The 23,361-nt window shown below is 68.4% G+C and carries 25 protein-coding genes; 4 read left to right on the top strand and 21 right to left on the bottom strand.

Annotated elements, in window-relative coordinates:
• Positions 1 to 54: 54 nt before the first annotated feature.
• Positions 55 to 606, bottom strand: a complete 552-nt coding sequence (locus HD841_RS09155) for a TspO/MBR family protein (protein ID WP_179508555.1) — start codon at positions 604 to 606, stop codon at positions 55 to 57.
• A 92-nt stretch (positions 607 to 698) separates the two neighbouring features.
• Between HD841_RS09155 and HD841_RS09150 the strand changes: the two genes are divergently transcribed.
• Complete coding sequence (locus HD841_RS09150; RefSeq protein WP_179508554.1) at positions 699 to 965, top strand: hypothetical protein; 267 nt, start codon at positions 699 to 701, stop codon at positions 963 to 965.
• Between the two features lie 6 nt (positions 966 to 971).
• Here HD841_RS09150 and HD841_RS09145 read toward each other — a convergent pair whose 3' ends face one another.
• Genes HD841_RS09145 through HD841_RS09130 form a run of 4 tightly spaced genes read right to left on the bottom strand, consistent with a single transcriptional unit; the run spans position 972 to position 2,316 of the window.
• Complete coding sequence (locus HD841_RS09145) at positions 972 to 1,133, bottom strand: hypothetical protein (RefSeq protein ID WP_179508553.1); 162 nt, start codon at positions 1,131 to 1,133, stop codon at positions 972 to 974.
• Positions 1,130 to 1,321 carry a hypothetical protein gene (locus tag HD841_RS09140; RefSeq protein WP_179508552.1) on the bottom strand — a complete coding sequence of 64 codons (192 nt, stop codon included), beginning with the start codon at positions 1,319 to 1,321 and terminating at the stop codon, positions 1,130 to 1,132. The genes HD841_RS09145 and HD841_RS09140 overlap by 4 nt, the downstream gene beginning before the upstream one ends.
• Positions 1,322 to 1,347: 26 nt before the next feature.
• Entirely contained in the window at positions 1,348 to 1,851 is a 504-nt protein-coding gene (locus HD841_RS09135; RefSeq protein ID WP_179508551.1) for a metallophosphoesterase, read from the bottom strand.
• A gap of 45 nt (positions 1,852 to 1,896) precedes the next feature.
• Entirely contained in the window at positions 1,897 to 2,316 is a 420-nt protein-coding gene (locus HD841_RS09130) for a winged helix-turn-helix transcriptional regulator (protein ID WP_179508550.1), read from the bottom strand.
• A gap of 53 nt (positions 2,317 to 2,369) precedes the next feature.
• Here HD841_RS09130 and HD841_RS09125 point away from each other — a divergent pair, with 53 nt between their 5' ends.
• The gene (locus HD841_RS09125; RefSeq protein WP_179508549.1) at positions 2,370 to 2,978 is read left to right on the top strand and encodes an NAD(P)-dependent oxidoreductase; all 609 of its coding nucleotides are present in this window, start codon (positions 2,370 to 2,372) and stop codon (positions 2,976 to 2,978) included.
• Here HD841_RS09125 and HD841_RS09120 read toward each other — a convergent pair.
• The 15 genes from HD841_RS09120 to glpK form a co-directional block, all read right to left on the bottom strand.
• On the bottom strand, positions 2,972 to 4,189 hold the full coding sequence (locus HD841_RS09120; protein ID WP_179508548.1) for a histidine-type phosphatase: 1,218 nt from the start codon (positions 4,187 to 4,189) through the stop codon (positions 2,972 to 2,974). The two genes, HD841_RS09125 and HD841_RS09120, sit on opposite strands and share 7 nt — an antisense overlap.
• A 57-nt stretch (positions 4,190 to 4,246) precedes the next feature.
• A complete protein-coding gene (locus HD841_RS09115) occupies positions 4,247 to 5,917 on the bottom strand; it encodes a hypothetical protein (RefSeq protein WP_179508547.1) in 1,671 nt (556 codons plus the stop codon).
• Between the two features lie 12 nt (positions 5,918 to 5,929).
• A complete protein-coding gene (locus tag HD841_RS09110; protein WP_179508546.1) occupies positions 5,930 to 7,006 on the bottom strand; it encodes a protein-glutamate methylesterase/protein-glutamine glutaminase in 1,077 nt (358 codons plus the stop codon).
• A gap of 1 nt (position 7,007) precedes the next feature.
• Positions 7,008 to 7,859: a CheR family methyltransferase gene (locus tag HD841_RS09105; RefSeq protein WP_373562976.1), complete on the bottom strand. Its 852-nt coding sequence runs from the start codon at positions 7,857 to 7,859 to the stop codon at positions 7,008 to 7,010.
• Positions 7,856 to 8,359 carry a chemotaxis protein CheW gene (locus HD841_RS09100; protein ID WP_179508545.1) on the bottom strand — a complete coding sequence of 168 codons (504 nt, stop codon included), beginning with the start codon at positions 8,357 to 8,359 and terminating at the stop codon, positions 7,856 to 7,858. Before HD841_RS09100 ends, HD841_RS09105 begins: the two co-directional genes overlap by 4 nt.
• Entirely contained in the window at positions 8,356 to 10,173 is a 1,818-nt protein-coding gene (locus HD841_RS09095) for a methyl-accepting chemotaxis protein (protein ID WP_179508544.1), read from the bottom strand. The genes HD841_RS09100 and HD841_RS09095 overlap by 4 nt, the downstream gene beginning before the upstream one ends.
• A gap of 105 nt (positions 10,174 to 10,278) precedes the next feature.
• Positions 10,279 to 12,225: a methyl-accepting chemotaxis protein gene (locus HD841_RS09090; RefSeq protein ID WP_179508543.1), complete on the bottom strand. Its 1,947-nt coding sequence runs from the start codon at positions 12,223 to 12,225 to the stop codon at positions 10,279 to 10,281.
• Positions 12,226 to 12,281: 56 nt separating this feature from the next.
• Positions 12,282 to 12,758 carry a chemotaxis protein CheW gene (locus HD841_RS09085; protein WP_179508542.1) on the bottom strand — a complete coding sequence of 159 codons (477 nt, stop codon included), beginning with the start codon at positions 12,756 to 12,758 and terminating at the stop codon, positions 12,282 to 12,284.
• A 3-nt stretch (positions 12,759 to 12,761) separates the two neighbouring features.
• Entirely contained in the window at positions 12,762 to 14,726 is a 1,965-nt protein-coding gene (locus tag HD841_RS09080) for a chemotaxis protein CheA (RefSeq protein WP_179508541.1), read from the bottom strand.
• Positions 14,723 to 15,091 (bottom strand): response regulator, encoded by a 369-nt coding sequence (locus HD841_RS09075; RefSeq protein WP_179508540.1) that lies wholly within the window; start codon positions 15,089 to 15,091, stop codon positions 14,723 to 14,725. Before HD841_RS09075 ends, HD841_RS09080 begins: the two co-directional genes overlap by 4 nt.
• A complete protein-coding gene (locus HD841_RS09070) occupies positions 15,088 to 15,402 on the bottom strand; it encodes an STAS domain-containing protein (RefSeq protein WP_179508539.1) in 315 nt (104 codons plus the stop codon). The genes HD841_RS09075 and HD841_RS09070 overlap by 4 nt, the downstream gene beginning before the upstream one ends.
• Before the next feature lie 292 nt (positions 15,403 to 15,694).
• A complete protein-coding gene (locus HD841_RS09065) occupies positions 15,695 to 16,177 on the bottom strand; it encodes a cupin domain-containing protein (protein WP_179508538.1) in 483 nt (160 codons plus the stop codon).
• Positions 16,174 to 17,280, bottom strand: coding sequence for a Gfo/Idh/MocA family protein (locus tag HD841_RS09060; RefSeq protein ID WP_179508537.1), 1,107 nt, complete (start codon positions 17,278 to 17,280; stop codon positions 16,174 to 16,176). The genes HD841_RS09065 and HD841_RS09060 overlap by 4 nt, the downstream gene beginning before the upstream one ends.
• A gap of 1 nt (position 17,281) precedes the next feature.
• On the bottom strand, positions 17,282 to 17,458 hold the full coding sequence (locus tag HD841_RS09055; protein WP_179508536.1) for a hypothetical protein: 177 nt from the start codon (positions 17,456 to 17,458) through the stop codon (positions 17,282 to 17,284).
• 118 nt (positions 17,459 to 17,576) lie between these two features.
• Positions 17,577 to 19,070 (bottom strand): glycerol kinase GlpK, encoded by a 1,494-nt coding sequence (glpK, locus tag HD841_RS09050; RefSeq protein ID WP_179508535.1) that lies wholly within the window; start codon positions 19,068 to 19,070, stop codon positions 17,577 to 17,579.
• Between the two features lie 103 nt (positions 19,071 to 19,173).
• Between glpK and glpD the strand changes: the two genes are divergently transcribed.
• A complete protein-coding gene (gene glpD, locus HD841_RS09045; RefSeq protein WP_179508534.1) occupies positions 19,174 to 20,655 on the top strand; it encodes a glycerol-3-phosphate dehydrogenase in 1,482 nt (493 codons plus the stop codon).
• On the opposite strand, the gene HD841_RS21000 is transcribed toward glpD, so the two are convergent.
• Entirely contained in the window at positions 20,652 to 21,107 is a 456-nt protein-coding gene (locus HD841_RS21000; RefSeq protein ID WP_179508533.1) for a transposase, read from the bottom strand. The two genes, glpD and HD841_RS21000, sit on opposite strands and share 4 nt — an antisense overlap.
• A gap of 1,087 nt (positions 21,108 to 22,194) precedes the next feature.
• Here HD841_RS21000 and HD841_RS09035 point away from each other — a divergent pair.
• Positions 22,195 to 23,208 carry an SMP-30/gluconolactonase/LRE family protein gene (locus tag HD841_RS09035; protein ID WP_179508532.1) on the top strand — a complete coding sequence of 338 codons (1,014 nt, stop codon included), beginning with the start codon at positions 22,195 to 22,197 and terminating at the stop codon, positions 23,206 to 23,208.
• Positions 23,209 to 23,361: the final 153 nt, after the last annotated feature.

The raw sequence follows: 23,361 nt of genomic DNA, 5'->3' as shown, positions 1-23,361 counted from the left end.
CAGTTGATCCGCAACCGTTAATGCGGCGGTGGACGGCGTACGATCCAAGCTTGCTCAGCGGCCCTGAGCCGCTGGCGCCACCTCAGCGTCGTTGGTTTCGCGGATGCGTTCGGAGAGCAGCGTTGCAAAACCCAGCCAGCCGATCAGCGGAAGGGCGGTAGTGGCGGCGGGGCGATCGATGCGGCGTGCCGTTACCGCGAAGCCGGTGGCGCTCGCCAGCATCGCGCCGGCGGCGACCGTGCTGCCGGTCAGCGCGTGGCGGCGGAAGAACAATTCCGTCCAGCCGCCGATCATCGCGCTGGTCCCGAGCCATAGGGCGAGCGCCGCGGTGCGATCGGCACTCGCCGGCTGGCGCAGGACGCGATAGCCGCCCAGCGCCATGCCGGTTTCCAGCACCGGCCAGACCGCGCCGAACACCGCATCGGGCGGCGTGTAGGACGGCTTGTCGAGGCGGCGGTACCAGCGTCGGATGCGGGGATGGTCGGGCGCCGGGGCGTTGCGCCGGCCGAGCAACGCGCTGGTGCCGAGCACCGCGGCGACGATGCCGGCGGCGGCGAGGCGGGAGAGGGCCGGGGACGGGCGCGGAGCCTGATGATCTAGGGTCATCCCCGCATAGCGCCGGTGGGCAGCGCATGTTCCGCTGCCTCGGCTGCACGGTGTGGGCTTGCCGCGTCGCCGCGGCTCGTTAGGACGCCGGCATGGACCTCGACGATCAGATGCGCCGCTATTTCGGCACCGACCAACTGGCGAGCGTGCCGGCGGAAACGATCGCGGCGGGCATCGAGCATATGACCGTCGACCTCGGGCTGGAGCGCGATCGCGCGCGCCGGTTCGCACTCTGGACCTTGCTCTACATGCTGGACGCCGCGCCGGCGCTCGATGCGGTCTTCACCGATGCCGAGGATCGCGATGCGGCGCGCAACCTGATGGACCTGTCCGCGCGGATGATGCCGGACGCGGACTGAGCGCCGTCAGCTGCGGTACAGCGCGATGCCGAGCGCGAGCATTCCCGCCATCGACACGGCGAGGAAGGCGATCATCACGACGATCACCCGCCGCACCAGCGGCGCATTGCCGGTGGTGGCGGGCTGCCGTTGCTCCGGTCGCGCGTCGCGGGTGTCGGGTCGGGTCATTGTTCGAGCGGATCCTTGACGAAGCCCTTGAGGTCGTCGGCCTCGAGATCGTCTTGCGCCTTGTCGTCGTCATTGTCATCCGCGCCGCTGCTGCCGGACTCCGCGATGTCGCGCTGGGTCTTGCCGGCGGCGTTGGTATCCTCGGGGCCGGCGGGGCGATCGACGGCGGAATCGGCTTGGTCGGTCATGATGCTATCCTCTCGATGGTCTGCGCTCAACGAGCGGCCGGCGGCATCGGGGCCAGCAATTCGGCGAGCGTCACCGGCGCGAAACCGCGCGCGTCGACGCCGACGTCGAACTGGCGGGGCAGCGGCTTGAGTCGGCCGTGGCTGTGCCCATGCAGGTTGATCGCCTTGCGGTGCTGGCCGTTCCAGCTGCGGAAGGGATAATGGCACAGGACGAGCGCGTGGCCGTCGAGCATTATCTCCGCATAGTCGCCGACGCTCGCCCAGCCCGCCGCTGTACGCGTGCCGTCAGGATCGTTGTTGCCGGCCAGCAGCCGCTTGATACCGTGCAGCCGGCCGAGCAACGGCGCGACATCGGCAGCCCGCCGCGCGACATCGCCGAGATGCCAGACCTCGTCGTCGGGCGCGACCCGATCGTTCCAGCGCGCGATCAGCGTCGCGTCCATTGCCGCGGTGTCGGCGAACGGCCGGCGCTGGATGTTGATCGTGCGGTGGTCGCCGAAATGCGTGTCGGCGGTGAAGAAGACGGCCATCGTGCCCCAACGCACCGGACCGGCGCGCCGATGCACGCCGGGCGATCAATGGCTGGCGGCGACGCGCGTGTCGTAGCGGCGCTGCGCCTCGATCACCTCTGGCATGCGCGTCTCTGCCCAGTCGATCATCAGCCTGAGCGCCGCCAGCAGGTCCCGGCCGAGCGGGGTGACACGATAGCTGACGCTGACCGGCACGGTCGCGACGGCGTGGCGCGTCACCAGCCCGTCGCGTTCCAGCGCGCGCAACGTCTGGCTCAGCATCTTCTGCGAAATGCCGCCGATCCGCTGCTTGAGCTGTCCGAAGCGCCACTTGCCGTCGCCGAGCAGCAGCAGGATCAGCACGCTCCATTTGTCGCCGATCCGGTCGAGCAGCTGTCGGGTCGGGCAGTCGCGCGCATAGGCATCGCCGCGGGCGGAGGCGGTTTCCACGCGGTGACCAAGGGAGTCGAAGGTGCCGTCTTGCATCGGCGGTCACCTTTACCGACCTTGGTCACCGTTGGAAACCATGGAGGTGCGACATGAAGGTAGCAGTGCTGGGCGCGAGCGGTCATGCCGGGTCGGAGATCACCAGGGAACTTGCCGCGCGCGGTCATCAGGTTCGGGCGATCGCGCGCCGGCCGGAGGCGATTCCCCAGGCGGAAGGCGTCGAGCCGGTGGCCGGCGATGCAGCCGACCCGGTTGCGCTCGCCGAGCGGATCCGCGGCAGCGATGCGGTGATCAGCCCGCTGCATTTCGACATTTCGGCGGAGACGTTGCTGTCCGCGGTCAAGCGCGCCGGCGTGCCGCGGCTGCTGGTGACGGGCGGCGCAGCGAGCCTGGAGGTCGCGCCGGGCCAGCGATTGTTCGACTCGCCCGACTTTCCGGCGGAGTGGAAGCCGTTTGCGGCGGGCGGGATCGCCTTCCTCGATGCGCTGCGCGACGAGCAGGAGGTCGACTGGACCTTCTTCTCGCCCGCCGCGCTGATCTTCGAAGGGCCGCGAACCGGCCATTACCGCACCGGCGGCGACCGACTGGTCGTCGACGACGCCGGCGAGAGCAGGATCAGCTTCGCGGATTATGCGATCGCGATGGTCGACGAACTCGAACGGCCGCAGCACAGCCGGAGCCGCTTCACCGCGGCTTATTGATCCGGCTGGCGCAGCGCGGCGAGCCGGGACCGGATCATCCGGTCGAAGGCGGCAAGGTCGCAGATGCCGTCCGCGTTGCAGCCGGGGATCGGCAGCGGCGTGACCGTCACGACCGGCGACAGCGTGCGCAGCGCCTCGGGCGACTGGCTGTGGTAGGAGGCACGAACGAAGCGGCGTCCGCTCGCCGGATCGTACAGCCGTTCCAGCCAGATCGCGCCGCCGGGGGCGACATCGCCCTCGGCATAGCCCGGCGCGCGCAGCGGGACATGCAGGACGGCGGCGAGCGCGGTGACGTTGGTATCGTGGCCGACCAGCACGTCGATCGGCGCGGCGCGGGGGGCGGTCAGCGCGGCGAGCATATGGCGCCCGAAGGCGGCGGCCTGATGCGCGGCCATATAGGGCGGGCGGCTGAACACGTCGAACAATGCGGCATGCAGCGTGCCGACCTCGCGCAGCGTCGCGGCATCGACGTGCTGCCAGCCTGGCGCCTCCAGCCCCTCGGCATATTGCAGCAGCAACACCTGTGCGGTGCCCGAGGTGGTGCGGATCGGCCCGCTCAGATCGATGCCGCGCCCGTCGGCGGAGGGCAGGACGCGTGACGGGGTGAGGGGGCTGCACCCCTGCGGCACCCCGCAGCCGAGCAACATGTCGAGCTTGGCGATCGCCGCAGCGTGCCGCCGGGCGAGCGCATCGACACCGCCGGTGTAGCGCTGGATATCGGCGATGGCGGCGCGTGGGTCGAACCGGGTCGCGCCCGCGCGCAGCGGCTCGAACAGCGGATCGACCTCGCCGGCCGCGCGATGATCGACCGTTATCGTGCAGCCCGGCGCGAGGCCGGCGGCCAAGGCCGCGCCGCTGGCGATGGTGCGCTCGGCGGTATTGGTCTGGATCTCTACCGTCTGCGTCGCCGGGCAGTCGTTCGGCGGCAACAGCCCGGCGGCAATCAGGATACGGCGATCCTCCGCACCAAGGATCGTCATCGCCTGCGCGCCGTGGCCGGTGAGGTGCTCCGCCGGCACCGGCCAGCGCGGCCAGGGCGCCGCCGTCCGCGTGCCCTGCGGCACCTCGCCGTCGATCGGCGCGCGGACGCCGTGCCGGACCAGCATTACCACCCGCTCGACGGTGAGTACCGGCGCCGCCGCGGACGGCGCGGACGAGGCGCCGGCGGCCAGGACCAGAGTGACGACGGACAGCAGGCGAACGATCTTCATCCGCCGCGCGCTAGCCGCGGATTGGGTCAGTGCGGTGACGGTGACCCCGTCGCCCGTTCAGAACAGCCCGTCGTCGTCGTCATCGTCGTTGGCGGCATGGACGGTCGGCGCCATGCCCGGCAGCAGGAAGCGGGCGTGGACATCGCGTTCGCCGGCCATCGTGTAGAGTTTGGCGATCGCCGGCAGCACCGCGTGCAACTCGCCTTCCTCGTCGCCGGTGACGGCGGGTACGTCGCTGGCGCGGCTCGACAGCATGACCGCGGCGACCTCCATCGTCCCGGTCAGCGCCAGTTCCTGCCCCAGATCGACCGTCGTCGCCTCGACCAGCTCGACCAGTCGTTGCGCGTCGTCGCCGCCCTGCAACACCACCTGTTCGGTGCGGCGGCAGGCCTCGCGGATCACCGCCAGTGCGCGTGCCAGCATCGTCGCGATGTCGGGCTCGTCGTCGCTCAGCGCCAGCGACACCTCGGCGTCACCGAGCCGGCCGATGGTATGGCCGACCTCGACCGTCGTCGCGCCGAGATCGCGCGCATAGGCATCGACCTCCTGCGCGACCACCGCGACGGCGCGGCCGACCGCGCCGTGGCGGCGGCAGAGCAGGCGGGTGTTGGTCGCGATGTCCTGCACGTCGGTGCGGATCGCGCTCAGCCGGCCGACGCGCTGCGTCAGGTCGGTGACCGTCGCGTCGATCAGTCCGGTCATCCCCTCCGCCTGCTGGTGCGCGGACTGGAGCTGGACGATGATCCGGTCCATGCCGGTCACGCTTTCCTCCAGCCGGGTGAGGAAGCCGCGATTGTCCTCGCCCGCCTGTTCGGCGATCAGGTCGAGCAGCGCCCGCCCGTCGGGGATGAGTGCTTCGAGCGAGGCGACCAGCGCGCCGGTCTCGCGCCCGAAATCCTGCACGACGGCATCGAGCTGCGCGGCGAGCATGCGGTCGACATGCGCCGCCGCCGCCGGGCCGCAGCCATGCGATTCGACCAGTTGCAGCGCGGCGACGACATGTTCGAGCCGCTGGCGCGTGCTGTCGCCGACCTGCAAGGCGCCGAGCAGCACGCCGACCTTGGTCTGGATGCTGCGCGCGATCTCCGCGACGCGCCGGGCGAGCTGCGCCGCGCCTTGCAGGTGGACGCCGAGCGCCGCCGCATCCGCCGCCAGCCGCTGCGGCACCGCCGGCACCGCCTTGGCGCATTCGGTGGTGAGCAGGCGGTCGACCTGCTGCACGCTGGCAAGGCCGGTCTCCAGATCCTTCAGCTTGGCGATCACCTCGGTCAGCAAGGTTTCGCCGGCGGCGAGCTTGCCGTTCATGCCGTTGACGAAGCCGACGAACTGCGGCTCGCCCGAGGCGGCGATCTTGATGTTCATGCCATAGATGCCGAGCACGCGCAGCGAGCGGTGCATGTCGAGCACGTGCTGGCGCAGCAGCGCGGCGATGCCGGCGATCGTCTTCACCCGCTCGGTCCGCGCGGCGAGCGTCGCGGGCAAGGTGGTGACCCGTTCGGCGACATGGGCGAGGTCGGCGGCGGCGGCGCCGGCATGGCTCGCGTCAAGTGCATCGACGATCGTGTCGAGGCCGCCGACGATCCGGTCGATCATCCCGATCGCCTCGGCAAGCGTCGTGCCGGCGCGCAGGAAGCGCGTGTCGAGATTGGCGGCGAGCTGCGCCAGCTCACGGCGGATCGGGCATTCCGCGGAGGTTTCCGCTACCACGAGGTTACTCTCCTGGAACATGGTTTGTCCTTGTTATCGTGTAGCGGCGAGCAGCAGTTCACGGGCGATCGCGTTGAGCGGCACGACGCGATCGGCGGCGCCGCGCGCGATCGCTTCCTTGGGCATGCCGAAGACGATCGACGTCGCCTCGTCCTGCGCCAGCGTGCGTGCGCCGGCCTGTTTCATCTCGAGCAGGCCGCGCGCACCGTCGTCGCCCATGCCGGTCATGATGATGCCGACCGCGTTCGATCCGGCATTGCGCGCGGCGGAGCGGAACAGCACGTCGACCGACGGGCGATGCCGCGACACCAGCGGTCCTTCGCGCACCGCCGCGACGTAGCGTGCGCCCTGGCGTTCGAGCATCATGTGGCGCAACCCGCCCGGCGCGATCAGCACCCGGCCGCGCATCACCGTGTCGCCATCCTCGGCTTCCTTGACGTCGACCTCGCACATCCCGTCGAGCCGCTTGGCGAAGGCGCGGGTGAAGCTTTCGGGCATATGCTGGACGACGACGATGCCGGGCGAATTGGCGGGCAGGGCGGTGAGCACCTCGCGCAGCGCCTCGGTGCCGCCGGTCGAGGCGCCGATGCAGACCACCATCTCGGTCGTGCGGCTCATCGCGCGGCCGCTGGGCGGCGGCAGGACCGCATCGGCGGTCAGCCGCTGCTGCGGCGCGGTCGGGGCGGGCTGGCGGCGGCCGAGCTTGGCCTTGGCGGCGCCCTTCACCACTTCGCAGATGTGGAGATGCGCCTCGACCAGATGATCGGCGACGCCGACCCGCGGCTTGAGGATGACGTCCACCGCGCCCGCCTCCAGCGCCTGGAGCAGCGTCTCCGACCCCTCCTCGACCAACGACGAACACATCACGACCGGCGTCGGGCATTGCGCCATCATCCGGCGCAGGAAGGTGATGCCGTCCATCCGCGGCATCTCGACGTCGAGGGTGATGACGTCGGGCACCTCGGCCTGGATATAGCGCGCCGCGGCGAAGGGATCGGCGGCGGCGGCGATCACCTCGATCTCGGGATCGGCGGAGAGGATCTGGGTCATCGCCTGGCGCACGCTGGCGCTGTCGTCGATGATCAGGACACGGACTTTCTTGGCCGGCATGTCAGTGACGCCTGAAGATGGTGTTGCCCACCAGGGTGAGAGGAAGGTCGAGGTCGGCGATCGATTCCGAATGGCCGAGGAACAGGTGGCCGCCCGGCTTCAGGTTGGCGATCAGGCGCCGGACGACCTGTTCCTGCGTCGGGCGATCGAAGTAGATCAGCACGTTGCGGCAGAAGATCATGTCCATCGGCGCGCCGACGGGATAATGATCGTCCATCAGGTTGAGCGGTGCGAAGCCGATCGCCGACCGCAGTGCCGGCGCGATCCGCACCTCGTCGCGGCCCGGGGTGATCGGGCGCAGCACGTACCGCTGTTGCAGCATCGCCGGCACCGGCTCGATCGCCGCGCGCGGGAAGACGCCGCGCCGGGCGACCGCCAGCACGTCGGTGTCGAGATCGGTGGCGAGGATGCCGAAATCCGGCCCGCCGCGATCCTGCGCGTAGGCATCGAGCAGCATCGCGAGCGTATACGGCTCCGCACCGGTCGAACAGCCCGCGCTCCACACGCGCAGGCGGTTGCGGCCTTCCGCTTTCAGCGCCGGCAGCAGCGTGCCGGTGAGATAGTCGAAATGGCCGGGCTCGCGGAAGAAGTCGGTCTTGTTGGTGGTGACCGCGTTGATCAGATGCTCGGCCTCGGCATCGAGACCGCCCGCCTCGAACAGCCAGGCGCAATATTCGGAGAGCGTCTCGAAACCGACCGCGCGCACCCGGCGGCGCAGGCGGCCGCTGAGCATCGACGATTTGTTGGAGGGCATTTTAATGCCCGACACCTCGGTGATGTAGGCCGAGATGCGGGCAAAGTCCCTCGCCGACAGCAGATCCTCGGTGATCAGGTCATAGCTGAAGTCGCTCACGACACCGCCGCGGCGCGGGGCGCCGTAGGCTGCTCGGTCAGGACCTGCTCCATGCCCTGGAGGATGCCGCCGAGTTCGAGCAGGCCGACGAAGCCGCCGTCGCGGCGCAGGACGCTGACGACATGGCGCGAATGCCAGGCGGTGCCGGTGTCGGGCAGCGGCTCGACCGCCTCGCGCGGCCAGGTGCTGACGTCGAGCACCCGGTCGACGACGAGGCCGATGACGAGCGGACGGGCGCCGCCGGTGTCCGATTCGACCACCAGCACGCGCGTCGCCGGCGTGACCTCGACCGTCGGCAGGCCGAGGCAGATGCGGAAGTCCACCATCGGCACCGACAGGCCGCGCACGTCGCACAGGCCGATCAGCCAGTCCGGCGCGTTTGGCACGCGGAACGCCGGGCCATGATCCAGGATTTCCCGAACCACGCCGATCGGCAGGGCGAACAGCTCGTCTCCGATGCCGAAGACGATCGTCTGCAGCGCGCTATCCCCGCCGCTCATGCCGCGCGTCCGAAATCGGCGTCTTCCGCATCCGGACCGCCATTGGCGAGGTCGAGCGCGAAACCGCGGACCCGCGCCTGCTGATCGATGATCGTCCCAGGCTTGGGCCTTGCCAGCTTCGCCATCTTGGTTCCCTTGGTGGTAGCGCCCCGCGCCGGCGCGGCGCCCGCCGGCCGACGGGTGGTCGGTGTGGATGTCGCGCGATCCTCCGCAAGGCGGAAGAAGGCGATGCTCTGCTGCAATTCTTCGGCCTGGTCGGCGAGCGACTCGGAGGTCGACGAGATCTGCTCGGAGGCCGAGGCGTTCTGCTGGGTGACCTGATCGAGCTGCTGGATCGCCTGGTTGATCTGCGAGGCGCCGATATCCTGCTCGCGGCAGGCGGCGCTGATCTCGGCGACCAGTTCCGCGGTGCGGCGGATGTCGGGGACGAGGCGGATCAGCATATCGCCCGCTTCGGTGGCAGTGCCGACGGTATCGGCCGACATCGTGCTGATCTCGGTCGCGGCGGCCTGACTGCGCTCGGCGAGCTTGCGCACCTCGGCCGCCACCACGGCGAAGCCCTTGCCGTGATCGCCGGCCCGCGCCGCTTCGACCGCGGCGTTGAGCGCGAGCAGGTCGGTCTGGCGCGCGATCTCCTGGACGAAGCCGATCTTGTCGGCGATCGTGCGCATCGCGCCGACCGCGCGCTGGACGGCGGCACCGCTGCGCTCGGCCTCGCTCGACGACTGGCGCGCGATCTTCTCGGTCTGCGCGGCATTGTCGGCATTCTGTTTGATGTTGGCGGCCATCTGCTCCATCGAGGCCGAGGCTTCCTCGGCGGCGGCGGCCTGTTCGGTCGCGCCCTGGCTGACCTGCTCGGACGCCGACGACAGCTGCTGGCTGCCCGCCGCGACGCTGGCCGAGGCCTGCGTCGCATCGCCGACCACCATCCGCAGCTTCTCGATCATCGTCACCAAGGCGTGGCCAAGCGTATCCTTGTCGGACAGCGGCTTGTGATCGATGGTGAGGTCCCCGCCCGCGACCGACTGGGCGAGCTGCGCGCTCTGCCGCAGATTGGCGGTCATCCGGTTGACGGTGTCGACCAGATCCTTGATCTCATCGTTGTTGGTCACGACGGCGTCATGGTCGAGATCGCCGATCGCCACCGCGTCTACGGCGGCCCCGATCCGCTTCAGTCCGCGCGACACCAGCATCGAAATCCAGACAGCGCATCCGATTGCGAGCAGCGTCGCGGCAATGCCGACCCCGATCAGCAGATTGCGCGTGTTGGCATAAAGCACGTTCGTCTCTTCGTCCGCCTCATGCATATGCGTGCTCTGCCGATCGACGATGCTGCCGATGTCGCGGGTGATCGCTTCGACCATCGTCTTCTGCTCGGTTTCAGTGAGATTGCCTGCCTTCTCGTTCTCGTTGGCGGTGCCGAGCGCGCTGATCCGCTCGTAGACGGGCTTCAGCGTGCCCCAGTCCTGTCGCACCTGCCGCCAAAGCGGCTTGTCTTCCGCAGCGGAGCGCGCTTCGCCGTCGTTGAGCAGGCTTTCGAACAGACGAACGCGGCGCGCCGTGTCGTTGTTATAACCGGCCATGATCTGCTGGTCGGTGTTGAGCGCGAGCGCCTTCTGGTTCGACAGCATATAGCCGAGCTGGGCCTCGACCTGCTGCGCAGTCTGCAACTGTTTGGCCGGGCCGGCGATGATGTCGGTGATCGCGTCATTGAGTGTGTTCGACTTGGCGATGCCAAGGCCGATCACCATCAGCAGCATCGCCGTCAGGATCGCAAATGCGATGCCGAGCTTCATCTTGATCGTTGCGCGCATAGCGTAAATCCTAAAACGAAAACGCTTGGTGGAGCGTGGTGATTATGCAGACCGGACTGGTCTGCCGGCCCGGATGGCGATCGGGTCGCCATCCGGAGGGATCGTTCAGGCGGCGCGACCGAAATCCGCGTCTTCGGCATCCGGACCGCCATTGGTCAGGTCGAGTGCGAAGCCGCGGACACGGGTCTGCTGGTCGGCAACCGAGCCCGGCTTCACTTTGGACAGGCTGGCGTTCTTGGTGCCCTTGATCGACGGACGGCGGCGAGCCGGAGCGGCCGGCACCGGCTTGCGCACGGCGGATGGCGTGGGGGCAGGCCGTTCGTCGTCGCCGAGGCGGAAGAAGGCGATGCTGTGCTGCAATTCCTCCGCCTGATCGGCGAGCGAGTCCGAGGTCGAGGAGATCTGCTCGGATGCCGAGGCGTTCTGCTGGGTGACCTGATCGAGCTGCTGGATCGCCTGGTTGATCTGCGAGGCGCCGATATCCTGCTCGCGGCAGGCGGCGCTGATCTCGGCGACCAGTTCCGCGGTGCGGCGGATGTCGGGGACGAGGCGGATCAGCATGTCGCCCGCTTCGGTGGCGGCACCGACGGTGTCCGACGACATCGTGCTGATCTCGGTCGCGGCGGCCTGGCTGCGCTCGGCGAGCTTGCGCACTTCGGCTGCGACGACGGCAAAGCCCTTGCCGTGGTCGCCGGCCCGTGCCGCCTCGACCGCGGCGTTGAGCGCGAGCAGATCGGTCTGGCGCGCGATCTCCTGGACGAAGCCGATCTTCTCGGCGATCGTGCGCATCGCACCCACCGCGCGCTGGACGGCGGCACCGCTGCGCTCGGCCTCGCTCGACGACTGGCGCGCGATCTTCTCGGTCTGCGCGGCATTGTCGGCGTTCTGTTTGATGTTGGCGGCCATCTGCTCCATCGAGGCCGAGGCTTCCTCGGCGGCGGCGGCCTGTTCGGTCGCGCCCTGGCTGACCTGCTCGGACGCCGACGACAGCTGCTGGCTGCCCGCGCTGACGCTCTGCGCCGCGGCGATGGCGTCGGCGACGACGGTGGTGAGACGCGCGATCATCGTCTCCAGCGCGCGGCCCAGCGTGTCCTTGTCCGACAGCGGCGTGTGCTCGACGGCGAGATCACCGCCGGCGATCCGGTCGGCCAGCGTCGCCATCGTGTTGAGGTTGACGGTCATCGTGGTCAGCAACCGGCCGACCTCGCTGCTCAGGCCGCCATAGTCGCGATCGAGCCGCTGCGAGAGGTCGCCGATCGACACAGCCGCAACGACGTTGGAAATGTCGCGGAATGCAGCCTCGACCGCCTGTGCGCTGCCGAGCATCCGCCCGACCTCGTCGCGCCGGTCGCTGACCAGCGGCGTGGCGAGCTTGCCGAGCAGTTCGGCGACGCGGCCGACCGGCCGTGCGATCGTCACCGTCATGCCGAAGCCGATCGCGATCAACAGCACCAGCGTCAGCGCCGTGCCGATGAAGATCGAGCGCTCGATCATGTCGAAGGCGACGGTCTGTGCCGTCTGGCGCTCGGCCATCAGGCGGTTTTCCTCGTCGGTCACCGCACCGATCTCGGCACGCAGGCTGTCGAACACCTGCTTGCCCGCACCGCTGATCTCGATCTGGCGCGCTGCGGCGACGGTCTGCGGATTGCCCATCAGGTGGATGGCGCGTTCGGAGACGCGGTCGTGCCAGTCGTCGACCAGCGACTTGATCCGCTGCAACCGCTCCTGCTGGCGCGGGTTGTCCGTGGTTAGCTTGCGCGCCTCTTCCCAGGCAGCGGCGAGGCCGCTCGCGCCCTTGCGATAGGGTTCGAGGAACTTGGGGTCACCCGACAGCAGATAGCCGCGATAGCCGGTTTCCTGATTGACCGCATTCTCCTGAATCCGGTTGGCGGCGCCGATCACCGCGAACGTATGCTGGTTCATCGCGGTCGCCGCCTTCAGGTCGTTCGACTTGTTGTAGATGACCGCGTTGGCGCCGATCGCGAAGAGCAGCAGGATCGTGAAGCAGACGATCAGCTTCTTCGGTATCGAGAGGTTGGTGAAGGCATTCATGACAGGTTTCTCCCCCTTGTTCTTATGGATGGAGCGGCCGGCAGCCGCGGCTGGGATCAGTGTAGGACGGTCGCGAAGATCGCATCGAGGTCGGGCATGACGACGATCTCGCCGCCGTGCTGGATCAGCCCGCGGACATGATCGCGGCGCCAGCGCATGCCGATCGTCGGCGTCGCCTCGCAATCGGCCGCGGACAGCGTCGCGACCTCGTTGACCCGGTCGGCGCGCAGCCCGATCAGCTCGACCGTCTCGCCGATCGGCCGCTCGATGACGACGATGCGGCTGTCGCGCGTCGCCTCCGCCGGCTCCATGTCGAAGGCACGGCGCAGGTCGGCGAGGGGGATGACGCGGCCGCGGAAGTTGATGACATGGCCGACCAGCGGGTCGGCACCGGGCACCGCGGTTTCCGGCATCAGGTCGAGGATTTCCTGCACCAGCACGGCCTCGATCGCGAAGGTCTCGCCGCCGACGTTGAAGGACAGCACCTCGAGCGCGCCATCGGCGGTCCAGGGCAGGGATGCGTGATCGGTCATGGCTTATCCCGCGGCCTGCAGCCGCTCCTCCCGGGGCTGGGCGAGATCGACGAGGTGGCCGATGTCGAGGATGAGGGCGACGTTGCCGTCGCCGAGGATGGTGGCGCCCGAGAAGGAGCCGATGTCGCGGTGCAGCGCCGACATCGACTTGATCACGGTCTGGTGGTTGCCGATGATCTGGTCGACGACCAGCCCGACACGCTCGGCGCCGATCGAGACGACGACGATCTTCTGATAGGGATCGGGGGCGGTGCCGGTGGCGAACAGGTCGCGCAGCCGGACGAACGGCACCAGCCGGTCGCGCAGGGTGATCAGGCTCCGCCCGCGCGAGCGCAGATCCTCTTCCGGGCTCAGTTCGAGGCATTCCTCGACCGCGGCGAGCGGCAGCACGTAGCGCCCCTCGCCGACGCGGACGAGCAGGCCGTCGATGATCGCCAGCGTCAGCGGGATGCGCAGCGTGATCGTCGAGCCCTCGCCGTCGACCGAGGCGACGTCGATCGTCCCGCGCAGCATCTCGATCGTGCGCTTGACGACGTCCATGCCGACGCCGCGGCCGGACAGGCTCGTGACCTGCGCCGCGGTGGAGAAGCCGGGCGCGAAGATCATGCCGAGCAGCTCGCCATCGGTCAGCACCTCGCCGGGCTGGATGAGGCCGCTCGCCTCCGCCTTGGCACGGACGCGGGTGCGATCGATGCCGCGGCCGTCGTCGCGGATGGTGATCACGACCTCGCCACCCGCCTGATGCGCCGACATCCGCACCGTCCCCGTCTCGGGTTTGCCTGCCGCGAGGCGCACGTCCGCCGCCTCCAGGCCATGGTCGCAGCTGTTGCGGACGATATGGACGAGCGGGTCGAACAGGCGCTCGACCACCGTCTTGTCGATCTCGGTCGCCTCGCCGTCGGTGACCAGTTCGATCGCCTTGCCGGTGTCGCGGGCGAGATCGTGGACGAGGCGACGGAAGCGGCCGAACAGCGTGCCGACCGGCACCATGCGCAGCCCCATCATCGTGTCGCGCAATTCGCCCGACAGCCGCTCGATCTCCTCGGACACCGAGCGCAGCGCGACGCCGCCGTCCTGATGCGCGAGCTGCGACAGCCGGCTCTGCGCGATCACCAGCTCGCCGACGCGATCCATCAGCACGTCGAGCCGCTCGGCGGGCACGCGGACGCTTTCCGCCGCGGGCTTGACCGGCAGCTTGCCGGCGGGCTGTCCGTCGTCTTCCGCGGCAGGTGGCACGATCACGGCGGCCGGCGCTTCCTCGGCGATCACGGGCGGGGCGTCCGCCTCCACCGCGATCGGCTCGATCTCGAGCGTCATGTCGTCCATCACGAAGATGAAGACATCTTCGATCGCCTCGCGGCTGACGTCGCCGACCAGCGTGACATCCCAGCCGAGATGGCAGTCGGTGGGGACCAGTGCCGGCAGCGGCGGCACCGTATCGGTCCGCACCGCGATCGTGCACTCGCCCAGCTCGCGCAATTCGTCGAGCAGCGTCAGCGGGTTGGTTCCGTTGCGCATCGCGTCGACGGGCAGGCGGAAGAACAGCTTCCAGCCGCGCGGCACCGCCGCCGGTGCGGCCGCAGCCGCGGCGCCCCCGGTCTGTGCCGCGGCCACCGCCTCGGCGAGCTGCGCCAGGATGGCATCACCCTCGGCGGGAATCGCCTCGCCATCGACGAGCGCGCGCATATGGTCGCCCGCCGACAGGATGACGGCGACCAGTTCCTCCGTTGCCGGTACCTCGCCCTTGCGGACCTTGTCGAATGCGCTTTCGCAATGGTGGGTGAAGGCGGCGAGCGCATCGAACCCGAACATCGCGCCCGAGCCCTTCAGCGTGTGCAGCCCGCGGAACACGGCGTTGACCAGCGTCATGTCGCCGAGCTGGTGGCCGAGATCGAGCAGCCCCTGTTCGACCTGGTCGAGCAGTTCGGCGGCCTCGACCCGGAAGGCGGCGGCGGGATCCTCGCTCATCTTCCGAGCACCTTGCGTGCGGTCTTGACGAGTTGTTCGGGGACGAACGGCTTGACCAGCCAGCCCGTCGCGCCCGCCGCCTTGGCCTGCGCCTTGATGTCGCCGTCCGACTCGGTGGTCAGGAACAGGATCGGCACGCCGGCCTGCTCGGGCTGCTTGCGCAGCTCGCGGATCATCGTCAGCCCGTCCATGTTGGGCATGTTGAGATCGGTGACGATCAGGTCGAAGCGCGTCTCCGCCGCCTTGGCAAGACCCTCCACGCCGTCACCGGCCTCGGTGACGCTATAGCCCGCTCCCGTCAGCGCGATGCGGATCGCCATGCGGAGACTGGCGCTGTCGTCGACGGTGAGGATGGAAGCGGTCATTGCGGCAATTCTCCGTGAAACCAGAATGTTATGTCGGCCGGCGAGGCCGCGGCGAGGAAACCGGCACGGTCGAGCAGCGCCGTCAGCGCCAGCGACGCGGGCTGCGCCAGGGTCAGCCTGGCGCCGCTGTCCGCGGCATGTCGACGTGCAGACTCGATCACTTGCAAGACGCTGAGATCGATATTGTCCGCCGCGGCAAGATCGAGGCAAATATCACCATGCTCTGCGGCAGCATCGATCATCCGCTCGGCAATGATGCCGACCGTCTTCAGACACGCCTGTTCATCGAGCACCAATGTCATGGTGGTCATCAGTCGATCGCCTCACTATATTATAGCGCAAGAATGCCGTTCGCCGGCATGCCGATGCTAAAGCGGGGCGAGACAGCTAACGACGGCCTTTTGGTCAGTAATGGATTTAAAAGCCGTTAATGGCGCGCGGGTGCAGGGCGCAAAAGCGCCGGGCGTGACATATTTTGCTGCCGCCGTCGGACGCGGCGGAGCACCCCTCTGTAATATAGAGGCTGCAACTAGATTGGTGCGCATGATCCGCATGTGCGCCGCGCGGGCCCGACCGGCGACGCAGGAGCGCCGCCGGGGACGTTCAGCGTGCAGTGGGCAGCTTCGTGCCGAGCAGGACGAGCCGCGGCCCGGTAATGCCGAACCAGTGCGGGACGCCCGCCGGTACCAGGAAGATGTCGCCGGGCTTCAGCGTGCGTGTCGTGCCGCCCTCGATGCGGCTGCCCTCGGTCAGGTCGGGGCGGGTGGCCTTGCCGTCGATCAGCGTGCCGCCCGAGATCATCGTGCCGGCGCCGTCGACGACCATGACATATTCCGCCTCGCCGGGATGGACCGCGGGGCGGCCGGGCGATTTCCAGATCTCCAGCGCCGCGACATGGCCGTCGGCCTCCACGAGCGGCTGATAGGCGAAGCCCTGGCCGGGCTTCATCGCCTTGGCCATGGTCGCGATCTGCGCGCGGACGTCGGCGGCGGTGGCGAAGCGGGCGGGCGCGTGGGTCTGCGCTGCGGTCGGCGCGGCGAGCAGCAGGGTGAGCGTCAGGGCGAGGCGGCGGCGCACGACGGTCATGCGCGTCCGTCCAGCCGGATCGTCCGCCCCTCGCGGGCCGAGCGATAGATCGCCTCGACGATCCGCATGTCGCGCAATCCCTCTTCGCCGGAGACGATCGGCTCGCGCCCGCTCCGCACGCATTGCGCGAGGTGATCGAGCTGGCCGGCGAACTGCGTCTTGGCCGGGCCGGGCGGCGGCGTCACCTCACGCTCGCGACCATCGCGGCCGAGCCACATATGATTGCCGTCATAGCGCGTCGCCGGCTCCAGCTCGATACGGCCCTTGTCGCCCATCAGCAGGATATGGTTCTGGTTGGCGCTGTACATCGACTGGCAGCCGGCGATCGCGCCGGACGGGAATTCCAGCGTCCATTCGATCATGTCCTCGACCTCGGTGAAGCGCGGATCGCGCCGGTCGGTGGATTCGCGCGCGGTGACCGCGATGGGCTCCTCGCCGGTCATGTAGCGCGCCGCCTGCAGGCTGTAGACGCCCATGTCCATCAGCGAGCCGCCGCCCGCCAAGGCACGTTTGAGCCGCCACGCCGACGGGCTGCCCTGGGTGAACCCATGCTCGGTGCGGACGTAGCGGATCTTGCCCGCCGCACCGGTCCGCGCGAGGCGCATCGCCTCCAGGTTGAACGGCTCGAAATGGCAGCGATAGCCGATCATCAGCTTGCGATTGGCCTTCTTGCAGGCGGCGATCATCGCCTCGCATTCGGCGACCGACACCGCCATCGGCTTCTCGCACATCACATGCTTGCCGGCCTGTGCGGCGCGGATGGTATATTCGGCATGCATCGAATTGGGCAGGCAGACATAGACGATGTCGACATCGGGATTGTCGCGGATCGTGTCGAAATTGGCGTAGGAATAGACCGATCGTGCCGGCAGACCGTGCTCCGCCGCGACGCGCTGCGCCTTGGCGGCATCGCCGCTGACCACCGCGGCGAGGCGGCTGTGCGTGCAATTGGCGAATTGCGGGATGATGACGCCCAGGCCGTAGCTGCCGAGACCGACGATCGCATAGCCGAGCGGCCGGTCAGGCGCCGCCCGCCCGATCGCGCTGGAGCCGACGGTCAGCGCCGCCGCAGACAGCAGAAGGTCACGACGTCCGATATCCATGTCAGGCTCCGATGGGCAGGAGGGCCGGCACGCGGAACGGCGCGGCCGGGGCGATCGACGACGGTCGACGCATCGACGGCGGGATGCAATTAGCAAGCGTTCCGATCATCGCCTCATCCTCCCCGTCCTGCGCCGCCGCGACGGGCGATCTGTCGGTGCCGCGAATCACGGCAGCCATGGTGGTAGGCGAAGCGGTCGGACAGACTCAAGCGGGATTGTCGTGATATTTGCGAAACTTGCTGCCGCTAACGTGCGGCCCACGATGATCTGTCGGACAGATCGGCACCGCCATCGCATCAGCCGCGTGGGCCAAGCGTGCGCCGCACCGCATCGTGCCAGCCGGCGGCGAGCGGCGCGCGCTCCTCGGCGGTCATGGTGGGCTCGAAGCAGCGATCCCGCGACCACAAGCGCGAGAGGTGGTCGAGCCCCGACCAGACGCCCGTCGCCAGCCCGGCATGAAAGGCCGCGCCGCGTGCCGTCGTCTCCAGATCGGCGGGGCGCTCGACCGGCGTATCGATCATGTCGGCGAGGAAGCCGCACAGCCAGTCGTTCGCCGCCATGCCGCCATCGACGCGCAGGATCGCCGGATGGCCGCCGCCGTCTGCCGCCATCGCCTCGGCAAGGTCCATCGTCTGGAACGCCACCGCCTCCAAGGCGGCGCGGGCGAGATGCGCCGCCCCGGCGCCGAGCGTCAGGCCATAGATCGCGCCACGCGCCTCCGGGTCCCAATGCGGTGCGCCGAGGCCGGTGAAGGCGGGGACCATATAGACGCCGTGGTTGTCGGGAACGCGGGTGGCGAGGTCGTCGGTCTGGCTGGCGTGGGTGATGACCCCGATGCCGTCGCGCAGCCATTTCACCGCCGCGCCGGCGACGAAGATCGAGCCTTCCAGCGCATAGACGGTGCGGCCGTCGAGCCGATAGGCGGGGGTGGTGAGCAGGCGATGCTGCGACGCGACCGCCTCCGTGCCGGTGTTCAGCAGCATGAAACAGCCGGTGCCATAGGTCGACTTGGCCATGCCGGGCGCGAAACACGCCTGTCCGAACAGCGCCGCCTGCTGGTCGCCGGCGATCCCCGCGACGGGCACCGCCGCGCCGAGCAGATCGGGCACGGTGGCGCCGTAGAGATGCGCATTATCGTGGACCTGCGGCAGCATCGCCTCCGGCACGCGCAGTAACCGGCATAGCTCGGCATCCCAGCATTGGCGGTGGATGTCGTAGAGCATCGTGCGCGACGCATTGGTGATGTCGGTCGCATGCACGGCACCGCCGGTGAGCCGCCAGAGCAGGAAGGAGTCGATCGTGCCGAAGGCGAGTTCACCGCGCTCGGCCCGGTCGCGCGCGCCCGCGACGTGATCGAGCAGCCAGGCGATCTTGGTCGCGGAGAAATAGGGGTCGATCAGCAGCCCGGTGCGGGCGCGGACCAGATCCTCGGCGCCATCGTCCTTGAGGTGCTGGCAGCGCGCCGCGCCGCGGCGGTCCTGCCAGACGATCGCGCGGTGGATCGGCACGCCGGTGGCGCGGTCCCAGACGACGGCGGTCTCGCGCTGGTTGGTGATGCCGATCGCGGCGAGGTCCGCAGCGGCAAGGCCGCTGTTCGCCAGCGCCGCGCGGGCGGTGGCGCGTGCATCGCGCCAGATGTCTTCGGGATCGTGCTCGACCCAGCCGGGTTCGGGATAATGTTGGGCGAACTCGGCCTGGGCGATGCCGACGCGGCGCGCCTCGCCGTCGAAGACGATGCTGCGCGTCGAGGTCGTGCCCTGATCGATGACCAGAATATGCGTCTTGGCCAAGCGATCCCTCCGGTTACTGTCACGCTGCGGCCGGAGCGCGAACGTTTCGATCTGGCGGCGAACAGGCTATGCGCGATCGCAGCAAAAGCGAAGGATTTTGAGGATGGAGCGGGGGGCAGGCGAGAGTGTCGACGTGCTGGTCGTCGGCGGCGGCATCAACGGCACCGGCATCGCGCGCGATGCCGCGGGACGGGGCCTGTCGGTGTTGCTGGTCGAGCAGGACGATCTCGCCGGCCATACCTCCTCCGCCTCGACCAAGCTGATCCACGGCGGGCTGCGCTACCTTGAATATGGCGAGATCCGGCTGGTGCGCGAGGCGCTGATCGAGCGTGAGCGATTGTGGCGCATGGCACCGCACATCATCTGGCCGTTGCGCTTCGTCTTGCCGCAGACCCATTCGCCGCGACCGGCCTGGATGGTGCGGATGGGGCTGTTCCTCTACGACCATCTCGGCGGCCGCAAGACCCTGCCGGGGACGGAGACCGTCGCGCTGGCCCGCTCGCCGCTGGGGCAGGGGCTGGCGCCGCGGACGGGCAAGGCGTTCGTCTATTCGGATTGCTGGGTCGAGGACAGCCGGCTCGTCGTGCTCAACGCGCGCGACGCGGCGGAGCGCGGCGCGACGATCGCCACCCGGACGAAGCTGGTCGGCGCCGAGCGCGGCACCGGCCACTGGATCGCCGAGATCGCCGACAAGGACGGCCATGTCCGCATGGTGACTGCCCGCGCGCTGGTCAATGCGGCGGGGCCGTGGGTCGCCGACGTGCTCGGGCGTACCGCCGGCGGGCGCAACGACCGCGGCGTGCGGCTGGTCAAGGGCAGCCATATCGTCGTGCCGCAGCTCTACGAGGGCGACCATGCCTTCATGTTGCAGAATGCGGATCGCCGCATCGTCTTCGCCATTCCCTACGAGGGGCGGTTCACCCTGGTCGGGACGACGGACGAGCCCTGGACCGATCCGCCGGCCCGCGCGGCGATCGGGCCGGCGGAGACGCGCTACCTGCTCGACACGATCAACCGCTATTTCGAGCATCGGGTTGGGGAGGCCGATATCGTGTGGAGCTACGCCGGCATCCGGCCGCTCTACGACGACCGGGCGGCGAACGCCTCGGCGGTGACGCGCGACTACGTCCTCGACCTCGACGCGGGCGAGGGGCGCGCGCCGATGCTCAGCGTCTATGGCGGCAAGATCACCACCTACCGCAAGCTCGCCGAACATGCGCTGCGCGATCTCGCGCCGCTGCTGGGGATCAGCGCCCCGGCATGGACCGCGGGCGCGGCGCTGCCCGGCGGCGACATGCCGCACGGCGACTTCGCGCGCTTTCTGGCGGACCTGCAGCAGCGCTATCCCGAAATGTCGCGCGATCTGCTGCGCCGGCTGGCGCACGCCTACGGCACGCGCGCGACTGTGATCCTCGACCGCGATCTCGGCCAGGATCTCGGCGGCGGTCTGTACACCGGCGAGGTCGACTATCTCGTCGCGCAGGAATGGGCGCGCACCGCCGAGGACGTGCTGTGGCGGCGCAGCAAGCTCGGCCTGCACGTACCGCCCGGCACGGCGGACCGGCTTGCGGCCTATCTTGCCTAGAGTGGAGCCTCAATCAGCGCTGGAAGGCGAGCACGATTACAATGGCTACGGCTGGTAGGAAGTTGGTCGCGAGTTTGTCGTAGCGAGTGGCCACGTGGTGAAGATTCTTGAAGCGACAGAAGGCGTTCTCGACCAGGTGGCGGCCGCGATTTCAGCCGTTGCCGTATCGAGGGAACAGACAGGCCATAACCGGTATTTGCGAGCACGCAGCAGAAGCGCACCCCGGCAGTGACAACACGATCGATCTCCTCGATCGCGTCTGGCCCCGTGCGGTATTCCCGCACGGGGGCTGGCACGCTGGCCTTGTCCCTGCGCGCAGCATCGCTCATCCAGCTTTCGGCAGGAACAAGCCGCAAGCTTAGCATGTGCAGACCTTCGTCCGAGGCCAGCGTCACCAATACCAGCTTCTGACAGTTCGCGATCTTGTCCAGCGCCGTGGCATATTGGGGCACGACGCAGACGGACGCCTTGACTTCTTCGGCAAGGTGTCCGTCGATGATCGGCCAGGCCTCGTTGCCGCCGACAAGTGCCTGTGTGGCTTCACAAGGTACCTTTTAGCGGGTTGCTGTCCTACCGGCCGGGCACGCTGAGATGATGGAGCTGGTCATAAGCGATCGCGTTGGGCTGAATGCTTTTTCGATCGTCCGGCCCGATCAGGCCGGCGACGTGCGTCGGACACATTCGATTTCGCGCCATGTTACCCACCCGCTGCAGATACGGGGCAAGCCAACGCGTACGATCCGCCTGCCACTCATTACCCATCGCAAGCCCGGGCTAAAGCTGGCTCCCCATTAACCATACAATCAGCCCCAGCGGAATCTCGAAAATCACTTGTCCGCCCAAGTAATGCCAAGGCACTTGGACGTTTAGATCGGCCGCTGCCCGGATACGAGAAACGGGCGGCGCGCTAGACGCGGAGAGGGAGAGGTTTTGCGCTGTTTTTTTTCCCGCCAAATGCTGCCGGTGACAGGAACACGCTGTGCTGCATAATATACCTCTGCGTTTCCGCGCGTCGGCGCGAGCCAAAATCTCCTAGTGCTGTCATTCGCTTTCACAGGAGGTGACTGCCGAGCCGGCCCAGCCGGCATCGACTTTGGTCGGGCTAGCCAACCGACAGACGTTCAGGTGTTAACCAAAGAGGGCGCCGACGTGCTATAAAGGGTAGGGGCGACGGAACACGCCCAGAGAGCGGGGCATGGTATCGGGGCACTTACGTCTGGCGCTGCTGTCAAGAAAGAGGGTTCGGGCCCATTTTCACTGCTCCGATGATGTCGTGATCTTGGCGCAGAGCCTGCAAACCAAAGGCGTTGGACATCCTACAGACACCGCTGCTCTTCTTCGATACCGCGGCGATCCAATCCGGCGAGCCAACGAGCGGCATCAATCGCAGCGCTGTCGGCACGACCTGCCGTCTATCTAGTCACATCCTCCCGTTGGGCGACTTCACCGCACCCGACCTGTTAAACTGGAGCTGATACAATGCCGAGATCGTCCTATCCCGACGCTGACGCGCGCGCGCACTGCCCGGGTGACACCGGGATGATGCGCCCGGATCGTCGCATCGTTCTAGCCGGTGGGCTTGCCCTGCTCGCCACCGGAGCTCGCGCACAGACGCCGCAGGCACCGCGCCTGCGCCGCCTCGCGCCAGCGCTTGACCGCATGATCGTGCCGGGTACGCAGCCCGAGGTGATCGCGACCGGCATCACTTGGGCCGAAGGACCCGTGTGGGTACCGGCAGGGGATTATCTTCTCTTCTCCGACCCGAAAGAGAATCTTATCTGGCGCTGGCAGCGCGGCCGCGGTTTGACGCGATTTCTAAGCCCATCGGGGGCGGTCGGGACGGATCCCAAGCTGGTCCGCGAAGCCGGATCGAACGGCTTGGCGCTCGACCGAAACGGGCATCTACTGATCGCCAATAGCGGCGGACGCAGCATTGACCGGCTTGATCTCACCACCAAGAAGCGCACGGTCCTCGCCGACCACTATGACGGCAAACGCTTCAACAGTTGCAATGACATGCATGTCGCCCGCGACGGCAGCATCTGGTTCACCGATCCGCCCTATGGCCTCATCGGTTACGATAAATCGCCGCTCAAGGAGCAATCGGTCAACGGCGTCTATCGATTACACCCGGACGGAAAGGTCACGCTGATCGAAGGCGGCCTGACCGGTCCCAACGGCATCGCGCTGTCCCCCGACGAGCGGCGGCTCTACGTCTCCGTCTCCGACGAGGCCGCGCCGCGGATCATGGCCTACGATCTCGATCCTGACGGCCGTCCGGGAGCGGGGCGCATGCTGTTTGATGCCAAGACGATGAAGGAAGCCGGCGGGGCTGGCCTGCCCGACGGCATGAAGGTGGCGCGCGACGGAACGCTGGTTTGTTCGGTGCCTGGCGGGATGATGTTCATGACGCCCGAGGCGGAGCCGCTCGGCATCGTCGAAAGCGGCGCTCCGATCGCCAATTGCGCGTTCGGCGAGAGTGGTCGCGCGCTCTACATGACCGCGAATGACCGTATCCTGCGCCTGGCGCTCCGGCCCGGCTGGCAGGGGTAAGGCCTGGCGTGCTTAGCCGCAGTTGGGTCGGTCTCTTCGCTCCTGCCTCGGCAGGAGCCTGCTGGGTCAGTGGCCACGCGGAGACGTGTTGCTAGAGACCGTGTAACGCTGTGTCCCACGCCTTAAAGATGTGAGCTGCGGGCGGCGTGGAGG

The organism is Sphingomonas melonis, from assembly GCF_013409985.1.
GTDB classification, from domain to species: domain Bacteria; phylum Pseudomonadota; class Alphaproteobacteria; order Sphingomonadales; family Sphingomonadaceae; genus Sphingomonas; species Sphingomonas melonis_A.
This window is presented reverse-complemented; position numbering and strand designations above follow the sequence as displayed.